Below are 19,442 nucleotides of genomic sequence, written 5' to 3' on the forward strand. Positions count from 1 at the left end.
ATATTTGGCATTATCAAATACGGTAGGATAGTCCGCTCGGTGAGATCAGTTGGTCCACCGTCAGTTGACACCCAGTGAGACGTGACTCTATCCAGTCGTCACGTCCCGAATCCCTGTAGACTACGGGGACGGAGACAGCACGAATTCACCGATGGTATTGGTAAACACACACCCTGTGTTGATCGAAATTATATGATAGATTTTTATACAGAGGGTTAATCATAGCACATGTCACACTAGGTGATACCATGTCAAATGTAAGAGAACGGTGGTCATCGGAACTCGGACTCGTCGCAGGCGCGATCGGATCGGCCGTCGGCCTCGGGAACATCTGGTTGTTCCCGATGTTGGTCGGTCAGAACGGCGGGGCGGCTTTCCTGATCCCCTACTTCATCTTCACGTTCAGTTTCGTGTGGACTGGGCTCGTGATCGAATTCAACACAGGCCGGATCGCCCAGCAGGGCCCCGCGGGCGCGTACGAAGAACTCGGGATGCCGTTCGGCAAGTATATCGGACTGATTCCGGGGTTCCGTCCGCTCGTCGTACTCATCTTTTACGCGAGCATCGCGGGCTGGACGCTCCGTTACATCGGCGCGCCGGCAAACGAACAGTTCTGGGCTGAACCCGGTGCGTTCTTCGGAACGGTGAATTCGGGGCTACAATCGGCTGTCTTCGCCGTGCTCGCCCTGGCGATCATCGGGTCTATCGTCTACTTCGGTATCGAGAAAGGTATCGAACCAGCGACGAAGTTGATGATCGGCTTGCTGTTCATACTCCTGGTGTTACTGGGCATACGGAGTGTCCTGTTACCGGGAAGTCTCGAGGGCCTCAGGTTCTATCTGGTCCCTGATTTCAGCAAGCTAACGACGAGAGTCGTGTTGAACGCGATGGCACAGGCCTTCTTCACGGCCAGCCTGGCTGGTGCGCCGATGATCGTCTATGGGAGCTACCTCAGTGAGAAGGCGGATACGGTCTCGGCAGCCATCACGACTACGTTCGGGAACGCGACTATCGCGCTACTGTCCGGCTTTGCCATCTTCCCCGCTGCACTCGCTGTCGGCGTCGAACCGAACGCTTCCGGTCCCGGACTCCTGTTCATTTCGCTTCCGGCGATCGCACAACAGCTCCCCGGCTCGACGCTGATCGTGACCGGGTTTTTCCTCGCGGCGGCACTCGCGGCGATCTCGACCGGGTTGTCGATCCTCGAAGTTCCCGTCGACTCCCTCAAATACCACTTCGGACTGCCACGCAAAGTGGTCACGCCGATCCTGGTACTGATAGTGGCCGTCGTGGCGATCCCGACCGCGATGTCGTCGGAACTCTTCGACACTCTCACCACGATCGTGCTCTACACGGGGCCGCTTGCAGCACTGCTCGCCCCGCTTGGCCTGTTCTGGGCTTACGACGGCCGCCAAGCGCTCGAACAGATCAACGAAGGACCGGGAACCGAACTCGGTGACTGGTTCTTCTACTGGGGGAAGTACATCTATCCGGCCGGAATCCTCGCAGCGTACGCGTGGGACGTACTCGGGTGATCACAATGGCAGCAAGCACTACACAGGTGATACTGACGGCGGTCGGAGTACTAACGATTACCGTGGTTCCCTTCGTGTGGGGACTCTACAGAATGGTCAAACACACCCGGGAGCACGAACCCGGTGAGGACGAACGGGTCATGTAAGGGTTGCTCACTGTATCGGCGGTCTCGGAACCCGTTATCGACCCGGCATCACAGATCGAACGTTTTCCCTTCTTTGGCAACGCTGAACCCTGCTTCTTCCAGATGCTTCCGTGCGTCTGACTCCGGATCGAGGAGCGGATTGGTGTGGTTTAGGTGCGTGAACAGGATTTCCGTGTCTACCGCTGCGAGCACGTCTAGCGACGATTTCACGGTCGGGTGAGGAACGGTCTCCACTCGGTCGAGTTCGTCGCGACTCCAGAACGTTCCATCGACGAGCGCGATGTCGACGTTCCGGATCAGGTCCAAGGCGTCAGTGGTCAGCTTATCGATGTCGCTCATATAGAGAAGCGACCGGTCCGGTCCGTCGATCCTGTACGCTAACGTTCCGGTCGGAACCGTCTCGCGGTGTTCGACCGGGACGGCCGTTACCGACGCTTCGCCGAGCGAAACGCCGGATCCGTCGTCGATCAACCGGAGGTCGATATTCCCCTCGTCGACGAGGAGACGGAGCGGCACGTTCTCGCGGATAACGTCTGCGAGGCCCTCGGTACAGTAGACGGGTATTTCGTCCGCGTTGGCCGACTCCCGCCCGAGAAACAGTAGTCCCGGGAGATGCCCCAGATGCGCGTGCGTCAGGAACACGCTGTCCGGGGTTTCAGACAGTTGAAACCGAATATCCGGTGTCGCATCGAACAGATAGTGACCGTCGTCCTCAAGGCGGATCGCGCTCGAGTATCGGACTCGCTCGGGGTCCTCGCGAGCAGTCTCGCAGTTCGGACACTGACACCCTATGTGCGGCACTCCGGCATCCTGGGCGATACCCAGAACTTCTATCGACACCATGGATAGTGCTACTGTATAGCTCAACCATCAAATTACTGGATACGACCGACACGTATCGAGTCGTACAAAGTGCGATCAGGAGCTACCCCCTCTCTGCGGAAATACGCGCACTGCGAGTGGGAGACACCTGCCCGAAATGGATGTTTGACATCATCAAATATAACGCCGCAGCATCAGCGTCGGTGTTGATGCGTTCGAATATATTCCCATCGGCCAACTGCCCTCGGTGCGAGACACATCGGTCAACTATCTCTGGTGCGAGGTGGAGATGAGGTTCGGTAGCACGACCCAAATAAACCGGACGAGCGTACGTGCAGTCACATTACATCACTACGTCTGTAATCCAGGCTGGTATCGGAGCGTTCGAAGCATTCGAACGGAATATCTGCGTCGACGAGAACTGATCGAACTGATCACCTGGCCCGTGCCCGATACCGTACTTTGACTCCATCTCACTCACACGTCGTCCGCTCGTGACATGGTCGATACTGCAGAAGGCGGTCGCCAGTGGGACAAAGAAGTGTCGGGACGGCTTACGACAACGTGATTTACAGGTTACCGCTAGTCACGTTTGCCTCTATTCTTCATACTGGGCATGCCGTCGATCACTATCAGCAGTACGAGCCGTTATAGGTCATAGAGCTCAGTCGCGTTTTCGTGCATGATTTTGCGTTGGTCCTCGTCCGAGAGTCCGAGATTCTCGATGTCCGTCTTGGCTCGGTGTACGTCACCGATCACGTGTGGGTAATCGGAGCCGAGCAGGAGCTGGTCGGTACCGACTGAATCGATAGTACACTGCAGTGCCGGCTGGTGAAATGATACCGTGTCGTAATAGATGTCCCGGAGATACTGTTCGGGCTTCTCGGGGATGTTCTCCCGGCACTCGGGATACGCTCGATAGCCGTTGTTCAGCCGTTCGAAGAGGAATGGAACGCTGCCGCCCAGATGAGACATGTGGATGTCCAGGTCGTACTCTTCGAGAACCCCGTCGAAAACTAGACGAGTGATCGCCATCGTGAGGTCGTTTTCGAACCCGACCAGCGGTGCGAGTCGATACTCCTGCATCGAGTCGACGTTCGCCGGCGGCATCGGATGAATGTAGAGGGGAACATCCAACTCGTCGACAGCCTCGAAAAAGGGACGATATCGGTCGTGGGAAAGCGGCGTGTCGTTGACGTTCGAACCGATGTTGATGCCTTTAAGGCCTAAATCGTTGATAGCCCGCCGGGCTTCTTCCACAGCTAACTCTGGCGTCCGCAGGGGGACACACGCGAGTCCCGAGAACTCGTCGTAGTCGCTCTGAATGCGGGCGTACGCGTCGTTGGAGGTCCGGGCTAGTTCGAGTGCGGCGTCCCCGTCGAGGAAATCGACGTTGGGGATGCTGACGCTCAGCATCTGGTGATCGATACCGGCGTCGGCCATGTCGTCGAGGCGGACGTTTAGATCCGTCATCGGGGGCGTGAGCGTGACGACACGTGACCCGTCCGAGACGATGACATCTCTCCCGGCCTCGTCAGTGGCGATGGAGTAAGCGCTGTCTGAGGCATCGAGGGTTTCGAGATAGTTTTCGGGATAGTAGTGGTTGTGCAAGTCGATGGCTCGTACCATGATTAGGAGCACCAGTCAGTATCGTAAAAACTTTGGGGTGTTTTCGATCCGTACTCGGGGGGTCGGTATCCTGAATCTCTTCGAGAGGCAGTTCGGCGCAGCGAACCGAGATCAGTCACGTACCGGAAATAACCACGGCGACGGAACCCCCGTCTCGACCCACGGAGTACGGGATGTCAGGGGGGAGACGAGAAATCAGCCGAACACGGACGATATGGTCCTGTCGAGCGCGTCAACTGCGGTGTGGATGTCCTTCTCGCTGATACAAAACGGCGGGGCGACCATCAGGTTGAACGTCGGTCGCCCAGGACCGAACAGGACGCCGTGGTCAGCGGCGGCGGTTCCGAGAACGTCGAATATCGGGTCGACTCCGTCCTCGACTCGGTGGTCGAAAACGGGCTCATCAGTGCCGGGCGTGTCGAACTCCACCGCCCAGAGGAAGCCGCGGCCACGTACGTCCCCGACGACGGGATGAGTCTCCGCTAACTCGGTGAGACGGCGTTCGAGCGTCGGCGCGAGTTCCCGGACGTTTTCCAGTAGTCCGCTCCGGTACTCCTCCATCGCCGCCACGCCGGCGGCGCAGCTAACGGGGTGACCGCCCCAGGTCTGGCCGATGTCGAACCCGTTAGTGCGGATGCTCTCTGCGATGTCCTCGCGCAACAGTACGCCGGCCAGCGGGGCGTACCCGCCGGTCACACCCTTCGCGAAGGTGACGATATCCGGCTCCACGTTCTCCGTCTGATATCCGAACCACTCGCCGCAGCGCCCGAACCCGGTCAACACCTCGTCGACGACGAGCAGGCAGTCGTAAGTGTCACAGATCTCTCGGACGCGCTCAAAGTACCCAGGCGGAGCGGTGTAGGCACCGCTCGTCCCGGCGACTGGTTCCGTAATTATCGCTGCGATCGAATCCGGACCTTCGTTTCGGATGACGAACTCGAGATGATCAGTCGCCAACTGCGCTAGTTCCTCCGGCGAATCGGCGTTGAACGGTGACCGGTGAGTGAGCGGCGGTAGAAAGCGGACGGCCCCTGACGTCGAAGCGTACTGCTCTAAGGTGTTCCGCGTGAGCGGGTCAGTCGTCAGGCTCCCGGCACCGTACGTCGAACCGTGGTACGCCCTGTACCGCGACAGGACCTTTGGAGCATCCTGGTGCTCGCGAGCGACGTGGACGGCGAGTTCGACCGCCTCGCTCCCAGACACGGAAAAGAGCACGTCTGTGTGGTCGTCGGGACCGACCTCGACGAGTTGGCGAGCGAGTTCGGACCGACTGTCGGTGCCGTGTTTCGGGGCGGCGTACGGAAGACTGTGAAGTTGTTCGTACATGCCCTCGGTGATGGCGTCGTTGCTGTACCCTGCGTTCGCACAGTACAACTGCGAGACGAAGTCGAGATAGGTCGTCCCGTCCCCGTCTGTCACGGTCGCGCCGTCACCGTCGACGAGCGTAAGGCCTTCCGAACCCGGGACGTGCCAGTGAGGGATCGCCGGGTCATCAGCCGTCACATCGCGGTCTGTGGGGTCGTCAGGTTGCATGGTTGGGTCTGTCTACCGTGAAAGCGGTTGACGTGAATGCGTACACTGGTCCGACCCTTGGTTCTTGGGGTGCTGAACGGAGGAAAAACAGGTGTTCGGCTCCGAGAGACGGGTCCGGTAGACGCGTCGGTTACCGGGCCCGCAGTTTCCCCCGGACGTAGTTCGTCCACCACAGGACCCCGAAGATGCCGCCGGCGAGGACGAGTGTGGCGAACCCGAAGAGATGAACGATCATCGCGGTGCCCCTGAGCGATGACGGTCCGACCAACCAGGCGAGTATCCCTATGGTCCACCACCCGCCGCCTGCGAGCGCTATCGCGGCCAAGCGCGGATGGACGAATCGGTCGAAAACTGACATGGGTGTTGGATCATCCATCGACCGCGGACGTTTATTATCCTTTGTGTGCACAAAGTGCGGCCGACGAGGCAGTTCAGGTCACGTGATCGACGACGTCATCGAGTTTCATCGCGACGGCGAGTACGACCGTGACCAGAACTAGGATGATCGTCGACACGACGTTCATCGCGATCGTCCCGCCCTGGTTGATCAGCGAGAACATCTCTATCGTGAGGACGTCGAGTTGTCCGGAGATGAACAGCGCCCGGGTGTAGTCCTCGAACGAGCGGATGAACGCGAACAGGAACCCTGCTGCGACGGCCGGCCGGATTATCGGGAAGGTGATGTCGCGGAACGTCTCGGGAACCGTCGCACCGAGGTCCCGTGCGCACTCTTCGAGCGATTCGTCGAACGCGTAGAGCCGGGTCAGGACCGCAAGCAGGACGAACGGGAAGCCGTAGGCGCTGTGAGCGATCACCAACGGGAGAAATCCCGTGCTATCGCTCAGGAGCGTGTTGAAGAAAATGAAAAAGGACGTTCCGAAGACGACTCCTGGGACTATCATCGGAAGCAGACCAGCCGTCACGAACAGGTTCTTAAAGCGGAACTCGTACCGAACGACGCCGAAGCTCGCGAGAACTCCAAGCACCGTCGCAACCGACGCCGAGACTGCCGCGAGTTGGACGCTCGTAAACGTCGACCGGATGAGTTTCTCGTTCACCGCTGTCGCCCCGAAATGCTTCAGTGTGAATCCCTCGAAGGGAAAGACCGCGGTCGGGTTCTCGGCGAACGAGAGGAAGACGATTATCACGAGCGGGACCCAGAGAAACAGAACGAGCAACACCGTATACAGGTAGAGCCCGTCTGCGACGAAATCGCGCTCGGTAACGAACTCGCGAATGCGAGTCCCTACAGCCGACGTTCTTTCCCGCGCGTTCCGACCCCGACCGACAGTTTCCGCCGTCGAATCCCCTGTCATTGTTGGACAAACTCGTTGAGGCCGCTTATGCGATAGAGGATGGCGATCGTGATCACGACTGCGATCGCGATGAACATGGCCATCGTGCTACCGTATCCGATGCTGTAGCCGGTGTACACCCGCTCGACGATCATCTGGCCGATCATCAGGAACTGCCCGCGAGCGAGGAACTGCGGTGCGAGGTACGCCCCGAGTGCGGGGACGAACACGAAGATACTGCCCGTGATCACTCCCGAACTGATAAGCGGAACCACCACGTCTTTGAACGCCGTTATTCGGCCCGCACCGAGGTCTCGGGCCGCTTCCACCAGCGAGAAGTCGACGCCGTCCAGGCTCGCATACAGCGTGAGGAGCATGTACGGGACGAAAGCGTGCGTCAGGGCGACGATCGTAGGTATCAGGCCGTAGTCGAAGATGCCTAACGGCCCGCTTACGATCCCGAGATTCAACAGGACGTTGTTCGCGGCTCCGTTGTTTCCGAATATCTTCAGCCAGGCGTACATCCGCACGATGAACACCGAGAAGAACGGAACGAGCAGCATGAACAGCGTGACCTTGACGAACGGACCGCTCCGGCGTGCAAGGAGGTATGCGACGGGGAACGAGACGACCAACGTCGTGACGGTCGTCGCCCCGGCGATCGCGTACGAGAGGTACAGCGACTTGACGAACGGTGCCTCCCAGAACGCCAGTCCGTTCCGGAACAGCAGGTCCTCGTAGTTGGCCAGAGTGGGCTCCCAGATGATGTTGAAGTACTGGTCAGTGGTCGTAAAGCTGACGGCGACCAGAAACAGCATCGGGAGGAGGACAAACAGCAACAGCCACGCTGTTGCCGGCCCGATAGTGAGACTAATCTGTGACCGTGGGGAACTGAGGGACTTCCGTACCCGCTCGCGGACCCGTTCGTCTGAGCCTTTTGTTGCCATTGTTGTGTGAAACAAGAACCGGGTGGGTTACGTTCGAACTTCCTCCCATGCCGAAACCCACGCGTCCTCGTTTTCGATTTCCTTGTACGGGATCATCGACTCGACGCGCGACGGGTCGACGTCGATGTACTGTCCCTTGTCGCCCTCGAGGGAGGCCGCGGTTTGGGAATTGGTGCTCGCGAACCCGGACTCGGCCAACCACTCGCCGACTACCTCCGGATCGATTATCGCGTCCACCACCTCCCAGGCCTTCTCTTTGTTGTCGGACTCCTTCGAGACGACGGCGGCCTCGAACCACGTCAACGCGCCCTGTTTCGGCACTGCCATCTCGATCCAGTCGTTCCCTTCCATCTTGAGTTGGGCAGTGACGAAACGGTATGAGTGTCCCAGGTGAATGTCTCCGCCAGTGAACATCTCTTTGATCTGCGACGGTGCCGCGTAGTAGGCCGCGACGTGGTCGCTCTGGTCTATCAGTTTTTCTTTGACGTTGTTTAGCTGTTCGTCGGAGAGCGTAACGCGTCGCCCCTCGAACGCGTCCTGATACCCCAGTGCCAGCGCCGCGTGGCCTATCGCTTTCGTATGCTGCGTGAACGACCCGATCGACCCCGAGTAGTCCTCGTTGAACATCATCGAGAGGTCCTCCTCGTGGTCCGGGACCTCCCGACTATCGTACGCATAGGTGTCCCAGCCGAACCGCTGGGGGACACCGTAAATCGTGCCGTCTTTTCCAGCCTGGGTTTCCGCTAGTTCCTTGTAGCGGTCGTAGATGTTGTCCCAGTTCGTGACCACGTCTTTTTCCAGGGGAGCAACGAGGTCCGCGTCGATGAACTTGGGCATGTAGTTGTTGTTCGGCATCGTCACGTCGAACTCCGTGTTCTGCCCGGAGTTCCACTGCGTGAACATCGGTTCAGTGCTGGTCACCGTCGAGAGTTCGAGGTCTGCGTCGACCTTCTCCTCGATCTTGTCCCAGACGTTCTCGAAGGTAGCCCAGCCCAGGACGTTGATAGTGGCGTTGCCGGTTCCGCCGAGGTTCTGTAGACATCCCGAGACGCCGGTGACGCCGATTGCCCCTGCGACGCCGGTGGATTTCAAGAACGTCCGCCTAGTCGTGCGACTCGTACTGCGATCTTTTGGCATGACATCTTCTGACATAGATGATCAACATTAAATAGCTTTCTTAATAAATCTGTCATACATCGTCGGAAGGAGTGATTATTACTGGTAAATCCGAACTCATTCGCGTGAGACGGAAGACTGAGACGCAGATCAGATCCGTCACTCGAAAATCGTGACGCCGCTCTCGTCAATCGAGACGGAGACCGTCTTACCCTCCTCGTAGGTCTCTTCCGTATCGTATGCCGTCACGTCTAGTTCGAAGTTCGGATCGGTCGTGGGAGACACCATATACTCGACGTGGTCGCCCTGGAAAAACCGGTCGACGACCTCCGCCTCGAAAAGACCCGTCTCTCCTGCGTCGAGACGAACGCTTTCGGGCCGTACCGACAGGGTCACGTCCCCCTCAACGTCCGATCTCGTCGTCGTCGTCCAGACGGGACCGCCTGCGCCCTCAAGTTCGATCCGAGTCCCTTCCGCCACGTCTGTCGCTTCGCCGGCAAGCAAGTTCGTGTCCCCGATGAAGTCGGCAACGAACGGGCTGGCCGGGTTGTGATACACGTCTTCCGGGGTGCCGACCTGTTCTATCTCCCCCTCGCGCATGATGGCGAGTCTATCTGACAGCGTCATGGCGACCTCCTGGTCGTGAGTGACATAGAAGAACGACCCCTCAACCTCACGCTGGATCTTCGCCAGTTCGATCTGCATGTGTTGCCGAAGCTTCCGGTCCAGTCCGGAAAGCGGCTCGTCCAGCAACAACACGCTCGGCTTGTTCACTAGCGAGCGAGCGAGCGCCACGCGCTGTTGCTGTCCGCCCGAGAGCGCCGTGGGATCTCTGTCCTCGGCTCCGGGGAGGTCGACGAGGTCGAGATACGTCGAAACGCGCTCGGCGCATTCTTCGTCCGGGACGCCAGATTTCTTCAGACCGTACTGTATGTTCTCTCCGACCGTCATGTGCGGGAACAGCGAGAGGTGCTGGAACACCATGTTGGTGTCTCGCCTGTTTGGCGGAACGTCCGTCACGTCGGTGCCCTCGAACAGCACCTCCCCTTCAGTCGGGCGTTCGAACCCGCTTATCATCCGGAGACAAGTCGTCTTCCCGCAGCCGGAGGGGCCGAGAAGAGAGAAGAACTCGCCGGACTGTATCTGGAGGTCGACCCCATCGACGGCGACGAGGGAATCGAACTCCTTGCGGACGCTATTCAGCTCTACAAGGGGGCTTGTTGCCATATGACGTGTTCATTCGGGCATTCGTATTAAATATGACGCGAAAGTTCGGCCGGACTGTCGAACGAGCGTCGAGACTGAAGCTACGAGTGATGTCCGAGATATCGGTGTATCTCGTCTCTCGTGTCCTGTGATCCCGAGGCGTGGTCGAAGAGGCTCCGTGGGGGTCGACGGCCACGTGAGACTGTCTCCGACCCACAGATATATGCCCTCCGCGTCTAACGTTGTCGACAACGATGAGTTCACCAGACCGATCGACAGGGGCGACTCTCTTCGCTAACGCGTTAGAATCGTACTCGATCCCGTACGTGTTCGGGAACCCCGGGACGACGGAGCTACCCCTCATCGACGCCGTCGCGGACAGCGACGAGTGCGAGTACGTGATGGCGCTTCACGAGGACATCGCGGTCGGAGCGGCGTCCGGATACGCGAAGACGCGTCAGTATCACTCCCACCACGACGAGGACGTGAACCCGGTGGGCGTCGTCAACCTACACGCCGCACCCGGGCTGGCACACGGACTCGGGAATATTCACGGCGCTAGCTACACGGGTGCGCCGCTCGTGGTCACCGCGGGCATTCAACGGAGGGACTTCCAGCACGAAGAACCGCTGCTGAGCGGCGACCTCGTGGAGATGACCCAGCAGTTCACGAAATGGAGCGCGATGGTGAACCACGTCGATGCACTGCCGGACATGCTCCGAAGAGCGGTACGGACGGCGCTTACCCCCCCGACCGGTCCGGTTTTTCTCGGTCTCCCGCTGGACGTTCTGCGTGAACAGACTACCGAGGACGTGGCCCCGCTTGGCGTGATTCCCGGCGGTGGGAGGGGTGAACAGGCACAGGTCGAACGCGCCGCAGACCTGTTAGCCGACGCCACGGAACCAGTCATGATAGCTGGAGACGGCATCGCGCGCTCGGGGCGGGACGCGATAAACAGCGCGGTCGAAGCCGCGGAGGCGGCGGGCCTGAGAGTCCACGGTGAGATTCTGGGCTCGGAAGTCAGTTTCCCGGGCGATCACGAACAGTGGCATTCGTTTCTCCCGCCGAAGGAGTCCGTCGCTCGCGAGCACATGGACACGGACACGCTCCTTTTCGTCGGTTGCTCGACGAACACGACCATAACGGCGTACGAAACGCCGCTGGTCCCCGACGACGCCACCTGTATCCACGTCTCCGACGACCCCTGGCAGGTGGGAAAGAACACCCGGGCGGACGCCGCGCTCGTCGGCGATCCCGGGTCGATCTTGGACGATATCGCGGACGCCGCTTCGGACCGAATCGACGAGAAAACACGGAAAGAGCGAGTCGATCAGGTTCGGGGGTACGCCGACGAACCCGGAGATGTGGCTGACGAACCCCGGTCGGAGTTCGAGACGGCTTCGAAGTCCGAGTTCGTCGACACACTTCGTTCCGTCGCTCCGGACGCGTTCATCGTCGACGAGAGCATCACGACGAAGTACGTCCTTCTGGACCGATGGCCCCTGAAACCGGAGCAGTTCCTCTCGACGAAGGGCGGGGGACTCGGATACGGCTTGCCGTCGGCGGTCGGAGCGGCATTAGCTGAGAGCCTGCGCCCGGACCCCCGAAACGTCGTCGGACTCGTCGGTGACGGGTCGTTCCTCTACTATCCGCATGCACTGTACACCGCCGCCAGATACGGCGTCGACATCACCGTCGTGGTACCGAACAACCAGAGTTACACCGTCCTCAAGAACAATACCACCGACATGCTCGGCGGAAGCGAACCCGACTACGACTTCGACGAGATGGGGATCGACATGGACCTCACGGTCGACATCCCGTCGATGGCCGAGAGCCAGAGCGTGAATAGCCGAACGGTTATCGACCCCGACGACATCGAGGCGGCCCTTCAGTCCGCTTTCGACGCGTCCGGCCCGTCGCTGGTCGACGTTCGTATTCACGACTGACACGGCTGACCAAGGTTTTTATCAGTGCCGGGAGAAGTGCGTCACAGAAATGTACGAACAACACTTGGCGGGGCGTGCACGCGATCTCGAACCAGTCGGGATCCGGAAAGTCGTAGATATGATCGACGGCGAAGACGCCATCCCGTTGGCTGCCGGATGGCCGAACCCGGAGAGCTTCCCTCTGGAGGATATGTCGGACCTCATACAGGGAAGTCTGGAGGAACGGGGAGCCGAGATGCTGCAGTACGGGGTGACACAGGGCATCGAGAGACTACGTGAGCAGATCGCGCATCGACTCGGATCGAAGTTCAACGTGGACGCCCGAGCCGGGGAAGTGATGATCACAAGCGGCTCGCAACAGGGGCTCTATCTACTTTCGCGAGCCCTCCTCGAAGACGGTGACACCGTCGTCGCCGGTGCACCGACGTACGCGGCCGCACTATCAGCGTTCGAAAGCCTGAACCGCACGGAATATTCGACCGTCCCCATCGACGAAGACGGGTTAGACATCGACCGTCTCGAAGTCGTCGTAGAGGACGAGTCGCCCGCGCTCGTCTACACCGTCCCGACGTATCAGAATCCGACTGGCATCACGATGAGCGAGTCGCGCCGGGAGCGACTGGTCGAGTTGGCCCACGAACACGACTTCCTCATCGTCGAGGACAACCCCTACTCCGAACTCAGCTTCGAAACGGCTCCGCCGGATCCGATCAGCAGCATCGACCGTGAACGGACTATCTATCTCGGGACGTTCTCCAAGGTTCTCGCGCCGGGGTTCCGGGTCGGCTGGATCGTGGCCCCCGAAGAGATCATCGAGACGCTCGAACTCCTGAAACAGCCAAACGACCTGCACACGAGTAGTTTCTCTCAGTACGCCGCGGCGGACTACCTCCAGTCGGGCGTCATCGACGAGCAGATCGAACGGATATCCGACCTGTACGTCGAAAAACGCGATATCGCTCTCAGAAGCCTCGCGGATACCATGCCCGAGTACGTCGACTGGACGCGTCCCGGCGGCGGGATGTTCCTCTGGTTGACCCTCCCAGACCGGTTCGACACCGAGGCGCTTCTCGCGGAGGCGGTCGACAACGGTGTCGCGTACATTCCGGGACACGCGTTCTACGCGACCGACCCCCAGTACAACACTATTCGTATCAACTACACGTACGTCGATGACGATACCCTCAGAGAAGGTGTTGAACTGCTGGCGCAGACGATACGCCAGCACGACTTCGAGGACGCGTAAGCTACCCTCTTTTCGGTTCGTTTTCCTCCCCCCCGATGGGGAATCGGTGGCTGCAAGAGTCTGTAAACTGGCCAACCGTGAGACCTTCGAACGTGGGTATCAGGATCCCTTGTCCGGGCAACCGCCGTCGGAGCTGATCCGAATTCATGCGCTGTGTTCGAACATATCGAATTCCGTTTGTCAAACAGACGGTGAGTCGCTCACGGGCCGAAAACACGGGATATCGTTCTCCAGCATTTACGCATCTATACCTGTAAAATATACGCCGGAGCGCGTCGTGCGAATACTTCGAACGAGACGAGTGTTACGAGTACAGGAGGTCGATTTCGATGTCGCTGGCGATCTCGAGTAGTTGGCGGGGGAGTTTCTCGGAAAACAGTTCCCCCTGTAGACGCCGTGCGGGGCCAGACACACTGATCGCTCCGATAGCTACGTCTTCTTCGTTCCGTACCGCCGTGCCGGCGCCGTGTAATCGATAGCCGGATTCCTCGCGGTTGAACGCCACCTCTTTCTCTCGTATTCTAGAAAGTTCTTCGTACAGCGTTTCCGGGTCTGAAATAGTGTTCTCTGTCACTTTCGCTAAACTGTGCTGTTCGATTATACTTTCGACTCGCTCGTCGGGTAGATACGCGAGAATAGCTTTGCCGGCCGCCATCTGATGCATCGGGACGTGTTCTCCGACAGAGACGTTCGACTGGACCGTATTCTCCCCGGAATGGCCGTAGATCGGAACTGCCATCCCGTTTTCCTCGATGACACACCAGACTTTTTCGCCGGTCTCTTTCGCGAGTGCGTCCACTCTTTCTTTGGCTACGGAGTACAGCGCGTGGTTTCTGCGGGTTTGTATGCCGACATCGAGCGTCTTCAAACTCAGGCGATACCCCCGCTCTGTCCGCAGTACGTAGCCCGTGTCTATCAACGTCTCCAGATGCCGGTGAATAGTACTCTTCGCGTACGGCAGTTCCGTCGTCATATCGCGAAGCTCTAACTCGTCTTCCCCTTTCAGTAATTCGACGATTTCAACTGCTTTTTCCAAGGTTGTGACGGGACGACTCGGCCCCGAATCCGCGGTCATACTGTGTCGGTGTACGGTCACCGACTTAAATGTATTCGAGCCATTCGAACAGAAAGGCTTCTCGACCAGGTCGACATCCCTCAATCGGAGAGTCCGGTCCGCTGTGAACTGTCCCAGTCCCGTCGGGCACCATCCCGGTGTTGAAATAGAACCGTCCGACATCCGTCGCGAGACGGCGTAATCACTGATATATTAGTATTATTAAATCCTGATGTATGGGGGAGATATACAGTACAACAGACTATCTACGCCTTCGGATACAAAGCGAGTTCCTACGGCCCGAATTTGACTCCCGAAAGCGATGCTGTCGACGTGTCTGTACTGGACTAGAGCGTGCCACAGTCACCGAACTGGCGCTGTCGACACGGGGAATCAAATCAGTAAGGGAACCGATACTGGCTACTGTTTCGCTGGCAGCGACGGCGAAGAAAACGGTAAAACCCGAGGTGTGAACGGACGCGTGCCGTTCAGGCGGATCTAACGTCGATAGTCCACCCGGGGTCTTGCCCCGTCTGTGCAATGTGGTCGGAGCGACACGCCGGACAGTAATCGGGCGTGTCAGTTTCGTCCCGGGGCACATAAACCGCGCCGCCACACTCCACGCACGCATCAGCGACGATGGTCGCGCAGTCGACACAGACGTTGAAGTCGTCGACTGTGAGTTCGCGCAGGGGTTCGAGTTGTTTGTCTAGCTTGTACTCGTCGATTGCCGCCTGACAGTTTTGGCACGGTTTCATGTCTATCCGCTCGATACCATGCGACGGGATCACATATGTCTATCGCCCGAGGCAGTTCTCGGGTGATTGCCGAAGAAGTGAGAACGCTTCGCGCGTCCGTGTCCCGTGAAGCATCATAATGACTAACTGAACCAATTCTAGTAAACAGGCTATCACGGTTTGGGCTCCGACACTTGGTACACAGCAACTGTCGTATACAGAGAAATCCGAGTTCAATTACGCGCCGCCGGAGGCTCCTGAAACTGTTCGACGATCGGCTCCTGTAAATCTAGCGCCATCCGTAGTTCAGACAGCCGGTTTTCGACGAGATCGAACCCGTTGTCTCGACAGATCGTGACCGCTCTCTCGTTTAGTTCAGACAGGTTGGCCCTGAGCGTCCGGTGGTTAGTGTCGTCAGCATGCGCGATCACTTGCCTGATGAGTTCCGAACCGATACCACAGTCTCGGTCCTCCCTCCCGACGAATATCAGTACTCGGGTCGGCCGAGTTAGCAGGGGTCACAGCGGCGTGTCCAATAACCTGGTCGCCGTCGAGTGCGACGAGATTCCATCCCTCAGTAGTGGTCCGATCGATCCACGTTTCGGTTCGAGTTACAGCCGATACCGGAAGGTTCACCTCCGGATCGTGTTCATCGACGCTGTCGTACAGTTTCGGCAGTGCCTGCCGGTCGTCAGACCTGTACGGTCGGACCAGAAGCTGACGCCCTTCCTCGTCCTCGAACCGTGGGCAGCGAGGGGGACAGTAGGGAGTCCCCTCACAGTCGGTGTTGTCCCATCCATTACACGAAACCTGCGGATCGTGTTGCTCCGACGAACGCCGTTCGATCAGTTGAGTACAGTCCAGCGAAAGAACCATCTCATGGCACTGGTTCGTCACTGTGATCTCTTCGCGAAGAACGCCCGCTTCGGGATTGCTGTCGGACGGTTCCGTGTCGACAGCAGTCGTCTCTACCGAAACCGTGTCTCCGGGGCGGACTGGCTGGTGCCACCGGACGTTGTCCAGACCGAGTCCGGCGATCACTGCTCGCGGTCGTCGAACCTCCTCGACGAGTTTTCGAACGGTAACTGACAGGGTATGATGTCCGCTCGCGATGATCCCGTCGAAGTAACTTTCGGCAGCGGCTTCCGGGGCGGTATGAATCGGGAGCGGATCGTACTCGGAGGCGAACTCAACGATATCAGTCCTGGAAAGCTGAACTGATCCACAGTACTGCGTCGAGCCCTCCTCGATATCTTCGAAATAGACCGAGTCACGTGGTTCCGTACCCATAGAGACATCTTGGATCGGACCCTCATAAGGTGATCTTCGAATATGTTTGTCGAAAACGACAGTGCAAAACGGCGTATGACTTAGTCTCTAGACACGATGAATAGGGTGGAGAAAACGGGAGGTCACTTGAGGACCGAAACGGGGAGACGGAAGGACCCCCGTCCACCTCTCTGTGGGGAGTACATCGCAGATATCCAGACAGAACGAGAGCGGTTCTTATATGGACTTGTTTGTATCATATTCAGGATCTTTCTCCACCTTGGAAGAATTCAGTGCGAGGGCCTGTCGCGACGACCGAGAACCTACAGGTCGCTCCGGCTGAACCGGTAGAAGCCGAGCGCCAGCGGCACGCAGGTCCAGGCGACCAGCAACACGATGCCCATCCACCAGTCGACGTAGACTGGCACCCCATCCCCGACGTACCGGCTCGCGAGGGAGGTGTCGACGCCGAACCGGAGCATCCGGTTGTACGCCTGCCAGGGCTCGACGAGACGGAACAGTAGGGCCCAGTCAGGGAGGTCCGTCAGGACGGTAAAGTCGAAGCGGTGCAACAGGAGCAGCGTAACTGAGTGGAACGCCTCCCAGAACGTCACGAGGAGGAGGTAGCCGCCAAGCGCGCCGAATGTTACCCACCGGTCGACGGTCGTCGACATCGACAGTCCGACGGCGATACCGACGAACGAGAGGCCGTACAGTGCGGTCGCAAACAGGAACCACAGGTAGGTCGCGAGGCCGTCCGTTCCGTAGAACGCTGCACCCGCAGCGCCAGCGACGACGAGCGCGACGAGCGTCGGCACAAGTAGGACCAGGCTTCGGCCGACGAAAGTCCCGACCGCCAGGTCTCGGCGGTCGTGCGGGAGCGACAGCGTCAACAGCAGGCTCCCACTCGACCGCTCGTGGATGATAGACTTGTAGCCGAGGAGGATGGCCAGCAGAGGCAGTCCGACTCCGACAATACGGGAGAGGCCGGTCATGAACGGGGAGAACGCCTCCTCGCCGACGTAGCGGTGAAGGTAAGCGTAGCCGACCGAGAGGACGAGCAGCAGGCCGAACAGCAGCCAGATTGTCTTCGAGCGGCCCGCGTCGTTGACGTCCTTGTACGCGATGTCGCTCCAGGTCATGAGAGATCCTCCCCCCTGAACCGGAGATAGGCGAACCCGAGCGGCCCGACGAGCCAACCCGCGAACAGTACGAGGGCAACCCACTCGCTCAGATACCACGCGCCGTCGACGGTGGCGGCCGGGTTCAGGAAGCCGTCGGTGATGCGCCCGAACAGCCGCCCCGGTGCGAGGCCGACGACGAACTGCAGCGGCTCAGGGAGTTCGCCGTTGACGAGTCCCACAGCCTCGAGTGCGAGCCCCAGAGCGTCGACTACCGTGTCCCAGACGACGACAAGCAGGAAGAAGATCGTGACCCCGAGGACGAGTGCACGTCGCTTCGTCGAGACGGCTAGCGAGACTGCTAGTCCCATCCCCGTCCACACTGCACCGAACAGTACGGTCAGGACGACGAACCCGATGAACGGAAGAGGGTCCAGTTCGCCGTAGGGGTAGACGACGAGGCCGCCCGCGACAACCAACGAGATGACGAGGGTCGCGGCGAGCAGGCCACTCCGGGAGAGATACTTCCCGACGAGAACGTCCTCGCGACTAATGGGAAGCGAGAGCGACAACAGCAGCGAGCCGTCCTCGCGCTCCTCGACCACCGCGCCGTAGCCGAGCAGGACGCCGACGAGCGGAACGAGCGTTGTAAGCCAGCCGACGGCGTAGCCGGTGAACCGAGCCGTCGAGTAGGGCTCTTGCGTCAGCACCGGGTAGACGTAGCCTGCGAGGAGGACCACGTAGGCCACCAGGCCGAGAAGTACCTTCGTGGACCGCTGGCCGGCGGTGTTCCGCCAGTCCCGCCGGGCGATGATCGGCCAGCTCATCGGCCCGCTGAGCCGGTGTACTCGATGAACATATCCTCCAGCGACGCCTCCTCCGTCCTGAAGTTCACCACGTCGATGCCGTTCTGGTGGAGCTCGACGATGATGTCCATCTTCGCGTCGTTCGTACAGGTGACCTCGATGGTGGAGTCGCCCTGAGAGACGACGGTTTCGACCCCTTCCAGTGCCCTGATGTCCGGGAGCGTGTCCTCGTCGATCTCGGCAAGCGTGATGACGAGCTTCGTCCCACCGCCCATCGAGTTGCGGAGCCCCTCGATCGTGTCGACGGCGACGAGTTCGCCGTTCTGAAGGATGCCGACGCGGTCACAGACCGCCTCGACCTGTTCGAGGATGTGCGAGGAGAAGAAGATCGTCGCGCCGCGTTCGTTCTCCTCGCGGAGTATCTTCCGCATCTCCGCGGCCCCGTTCGGGTCCAGCCCCGTACTCGGCTCATCGAGTAACAGCAGGTCGGGCTCGCCGACGAGGGCCATCCCGAGGACGAGTCGCTGGGCCATCCCCTTCGAGTAACCGCTTGCCTTCCGGTCGGCGGCGTCACGGATGCCGACCCGGTCGAGCACGTCGAGCGGGTTCGTGTCGTGGGCGTTCTTCGAACGGATGGCGTACTCGATGTGCTGGCGGCCGGTCAACCGGTCGATGGTCGAGTAGCCCTCCGGAAGTACGCCAATGCGCTCGCGGGCGGCGACACCCTCCGTCTGACAGTCGTTACCGAAGATCCCGACGCGGCCGTCGCTCGGCTTTGCGAAGTCGAGCAAGATGTTGATGAACGTCGATTTCCCCGCGCCGTTGGGGCCGAGGAAGCCGAATGTCTCTCCTTCCTCCACCGCGAGGTCAACGCGGTCGAGCGCCGTCGTGGAGCCGTATCGCTTCGATACCTCCGCCGCATCGATTGCTTTCATGCCTGATAGTTCTGGTACTGGGGTAATAAACGAAACCGCATAGTTTCAGTTTCTGAAACAGGGACAGCAGGCGAGCAATCCCCGGATGGCAGTATT

The 19,442-nt window shown here is 59.5% G+C and carries 18 protein-coding genes; 4 read left to right on the forward strand and 14 right to left on the reverse strand.

Annotation, left to right across the window (positions count from 1 at the left end; translation table 11 throughout):
* Positions 1-248: 248 nt before the first annotated feature.
* Both SM753_RS14240 and SM753_RS14245 read left to right on the forward strand, forming a co-directional pair.
* Complete coding sequence (locus SM753_RS14240) at positions 249-1,535, forward strand: sodium-dependent transporter (protein WP_135536093.1); 1,287 nt, start codon at positions 249-251, stop codon at positions 1,533-1,535.
* A 5-nt stretch (positions 1,536-1,540) separates the two neighbouring features.
* Positions 1,541-1,681, forward strand: a complete 141-nt coding sequence (locus SM753_RS14245) for a hypothetical protein (protein WP_161972958.1) — start codon at positions 1,541-1,543, stop codon at positions 1,679-1,681.
* Positions 1,682-1,729: 48 nt separating this feature from the next.
* Here the strand turns inward: SM753_RS14245 and SM753_RS14250 are convergent, their stop codons facing one another.
* The 8 genes from SM753_RS14250 to SM753_RS14285 all read right to left on the reverse strand — a co-directional run bounded on the left by SM753_RS14250 (position 1,730) and on the right by SM753_RS14285 (position 10,250).
* Positions 1,730-2,524 carry an MBL fold metallo-hydrolase gene (locus SM753_RS14250; RefSeq protein ID WP_323192102.1) on the reverse strand — a complete coding sequence of 265 codons (795 nt, stop codon included), beginning with the start codon at positions 2,522-2,524 and terminating at the stop codon, positions 1,730-1,732.
* Between the two features lie 627 nt (positions 2,525-3,151).
* Entirely contained in the window at positions 3,152-4,132 is a 981-nt protein-coding gene (locus tag SM753_RS14255; protein WP_323192103.1) for an amidohydrolase family protein, read from the reverse strand.
* A gap of 195 nt (positions 4,133-4,327) precedes the next feature.
* Positions 4,328-5,665: an aminotransferase class III-fold pyridoxal phosphate-dependent enzyme gene (locus SM753_RS14260; protein WP_323192104.1), complete on the reverse strand. Its 1,338-nt coding sequence runs from the start codon at positions 5,663-5,665 to the stop codon at positions 4,328-4,330.
* 130 nt (positions 5,666-5,795) lie between these two features.
* On the reverse strand, positions 5,796-6,023 hold the full coding sequence (locus SM753_RS14265) for a hypothetical protein (RefSeq protein WP_323192105.1): 228 nt from the start codon (positions 6,021-6,023) through the stop codon (positions 5,796-5,798).
* 73 nt (positions 6,024-6,096) lie between these two features.
* Positions 6,097-6,981: an ABC transporter permease gene (locus tag SM753_RS14270; protein ID WP_323192106.1), complete on the reverse strand. Its 885-nt coding sequence runs from the start codon at positions 6,979-6,981 to the stop codon at positions 6,097-6,099.
* Complete coding sequence (locus tag SM753_RS14275; RefSeq protein WP_323192107.1) at positions 6,978-7,907, reverse strand: ABC transporter permease; 930 nt, start codon at positions 7,905-7,907, stop codon at positions 6,978-6,980. The genes SM753_RS14270 and SM753_RS14275 overlap by 4 nt, the downstream gene beginning before the upstream one ends.
* Before the next feature lie 27 nt (positions 7,908-7,934).
* A complete protein-coding gene (locus tag SM753_RS14280) occupies positions 7,935-9,044 on the reverse strand; it encodes an extracellular solute-binding protein (RefSeq protein WP_323192108.1) in 1,110 nt (369 codons plus the stop codon).
* A 138-nt stretch (positions 9,045-9,182) separates the two neighbouring features.
* Positions 9,183-10,250 (reverse strand): ABC transporter ATP-binding protein, encoded by a 1,068-nt coding sequence (locus SM753_RS14285; protein WP_323192109.1) that lies wholly within the window; start codon positions 10,248-10,250, stop codon positions 9,183-9,185.
* A 233-nt stretch (positions 10,251-10,483) separates the two neighbouring features.
* On the opposite strand from SM753_RS14285, the gene SM753_RS14290 reads away from it, so the two are divergent.
* On the forward strand, positions 10,484-12,178 hold the full coding sequence (locus SM753_RS14290; RefSeq protein ID WP_323192110.1) for a thiamine pyrophosphate-binding protein: 1,695 nt from the start codon (positions 10,484-10,486) through the stop codon (positions 12,176-12,178).
* Positions 12,179-12,227: 49 nt separating this feature from the next.
* The gene (locus SM753_RS14295) at positions 12,228-13,424 is read left to right on the forward strand and encodes a PLP-dependent aminotransferase family protein (RefSeq protein ID WP_323192111.1); all 1,197 of its coding nucleotides are present in this window, start codon (positions 12,228-12,230) and stop codon (positions 13,422-13,424) included.
* Positions 13,425-13,728: 304 nt separating this feature from the next.
* Here the strand turns inward: SM753_RS14295 and SM753_RS14300 are convergent, their stop codons facing one another.
* The 6 genes from SM753_RS14300 to SM753_RS14325 all read right to left on the reverse strand — a co-directional run bounded on the left by SM753_RS14300 (position 13,729) and on the right by SM753_RS14325 (position 19,346).
* Positions 13,729-14,499: an IclR family transcriptional regulator gene (locus SM753_RS14300; protein WP_323192112.1), complete on the reverse strand. Its 771-nt coding sequence runs from the start codon at positions 14,497-14,499 to the stop codon at positions 13,729-13,731.
* Positions 14,500-14,966: 467 nt separating this feature from the next.
* On the reverse strand, positions 14,967-15,236 hold the full coding sequence (locus SM753_RS14305; protein WP_323192113.1) for a hypothetical protein: 270 nt from the start codon (positions 15,234-15,236) through the stop codon (positions 14,967-14,969).
* 393 nt (positions 15,237-15,629) lie between these two features.
* Positions 15,630-16,505, reverse strand: coding sequence for a MaoC/PaaZ C-terminal domain-containing protein (locus SM753_RS14310; protein WP_323192114.1), 876 nt, complete (start codon positions 16,503-16,505; stop codon positions 15,630-15,632).
* Positions 16,506-16,807: 302 nt separating this feature from the next.
* Positions 16,808-17,626, reverse strand: coding sequence for an ABC transporter permease subunit (locus tag SM753_RS14315; protein ID WP_323192115.1), 819 nt, complete (start codon positions 17,624-17,626; stop codon positions 16,808-16,810).
* Complete coding sequence (locus SM753_RS14320) at positions 17,623-18,432, reverse strand: ABC transporter permease subunit (RefSeq protein WP_323192116.1); 810 nt, start codon at positions 18,430-18,432, stop codon at positions 17,623-17,625. The genes SM753_RS14315 and SM753_RS14320 overlap by 4 nt, the downstream gene beginning before the upstream one ends.
* Positions 18,429-19,346, reverse strand: a complete 918-nt coding sequence (locus tag SM753_RS14325) for an ATP-binding cassette domain-containing protein (protein ID WP_135536079.1) — start codon at positions 19,344-19,346, stop codon at positions 18,429-18,431. Before SM753_RS14325 ends, SM753_RS14320 begins: the two co-directional genes overlap by 4 nt.
* Positions 19,347-19,442: the final 96 nt, after the last annotated feature.

It is taken from the genome of Halostella sp. PRR32 (genome assembly GCF_034808085.1).
Lineage (GTDB): Archaea > Halobacteriota > Halobacteria > Halobacteriales > Natronoarchaeaceae > Halostella > Halostella pelagica.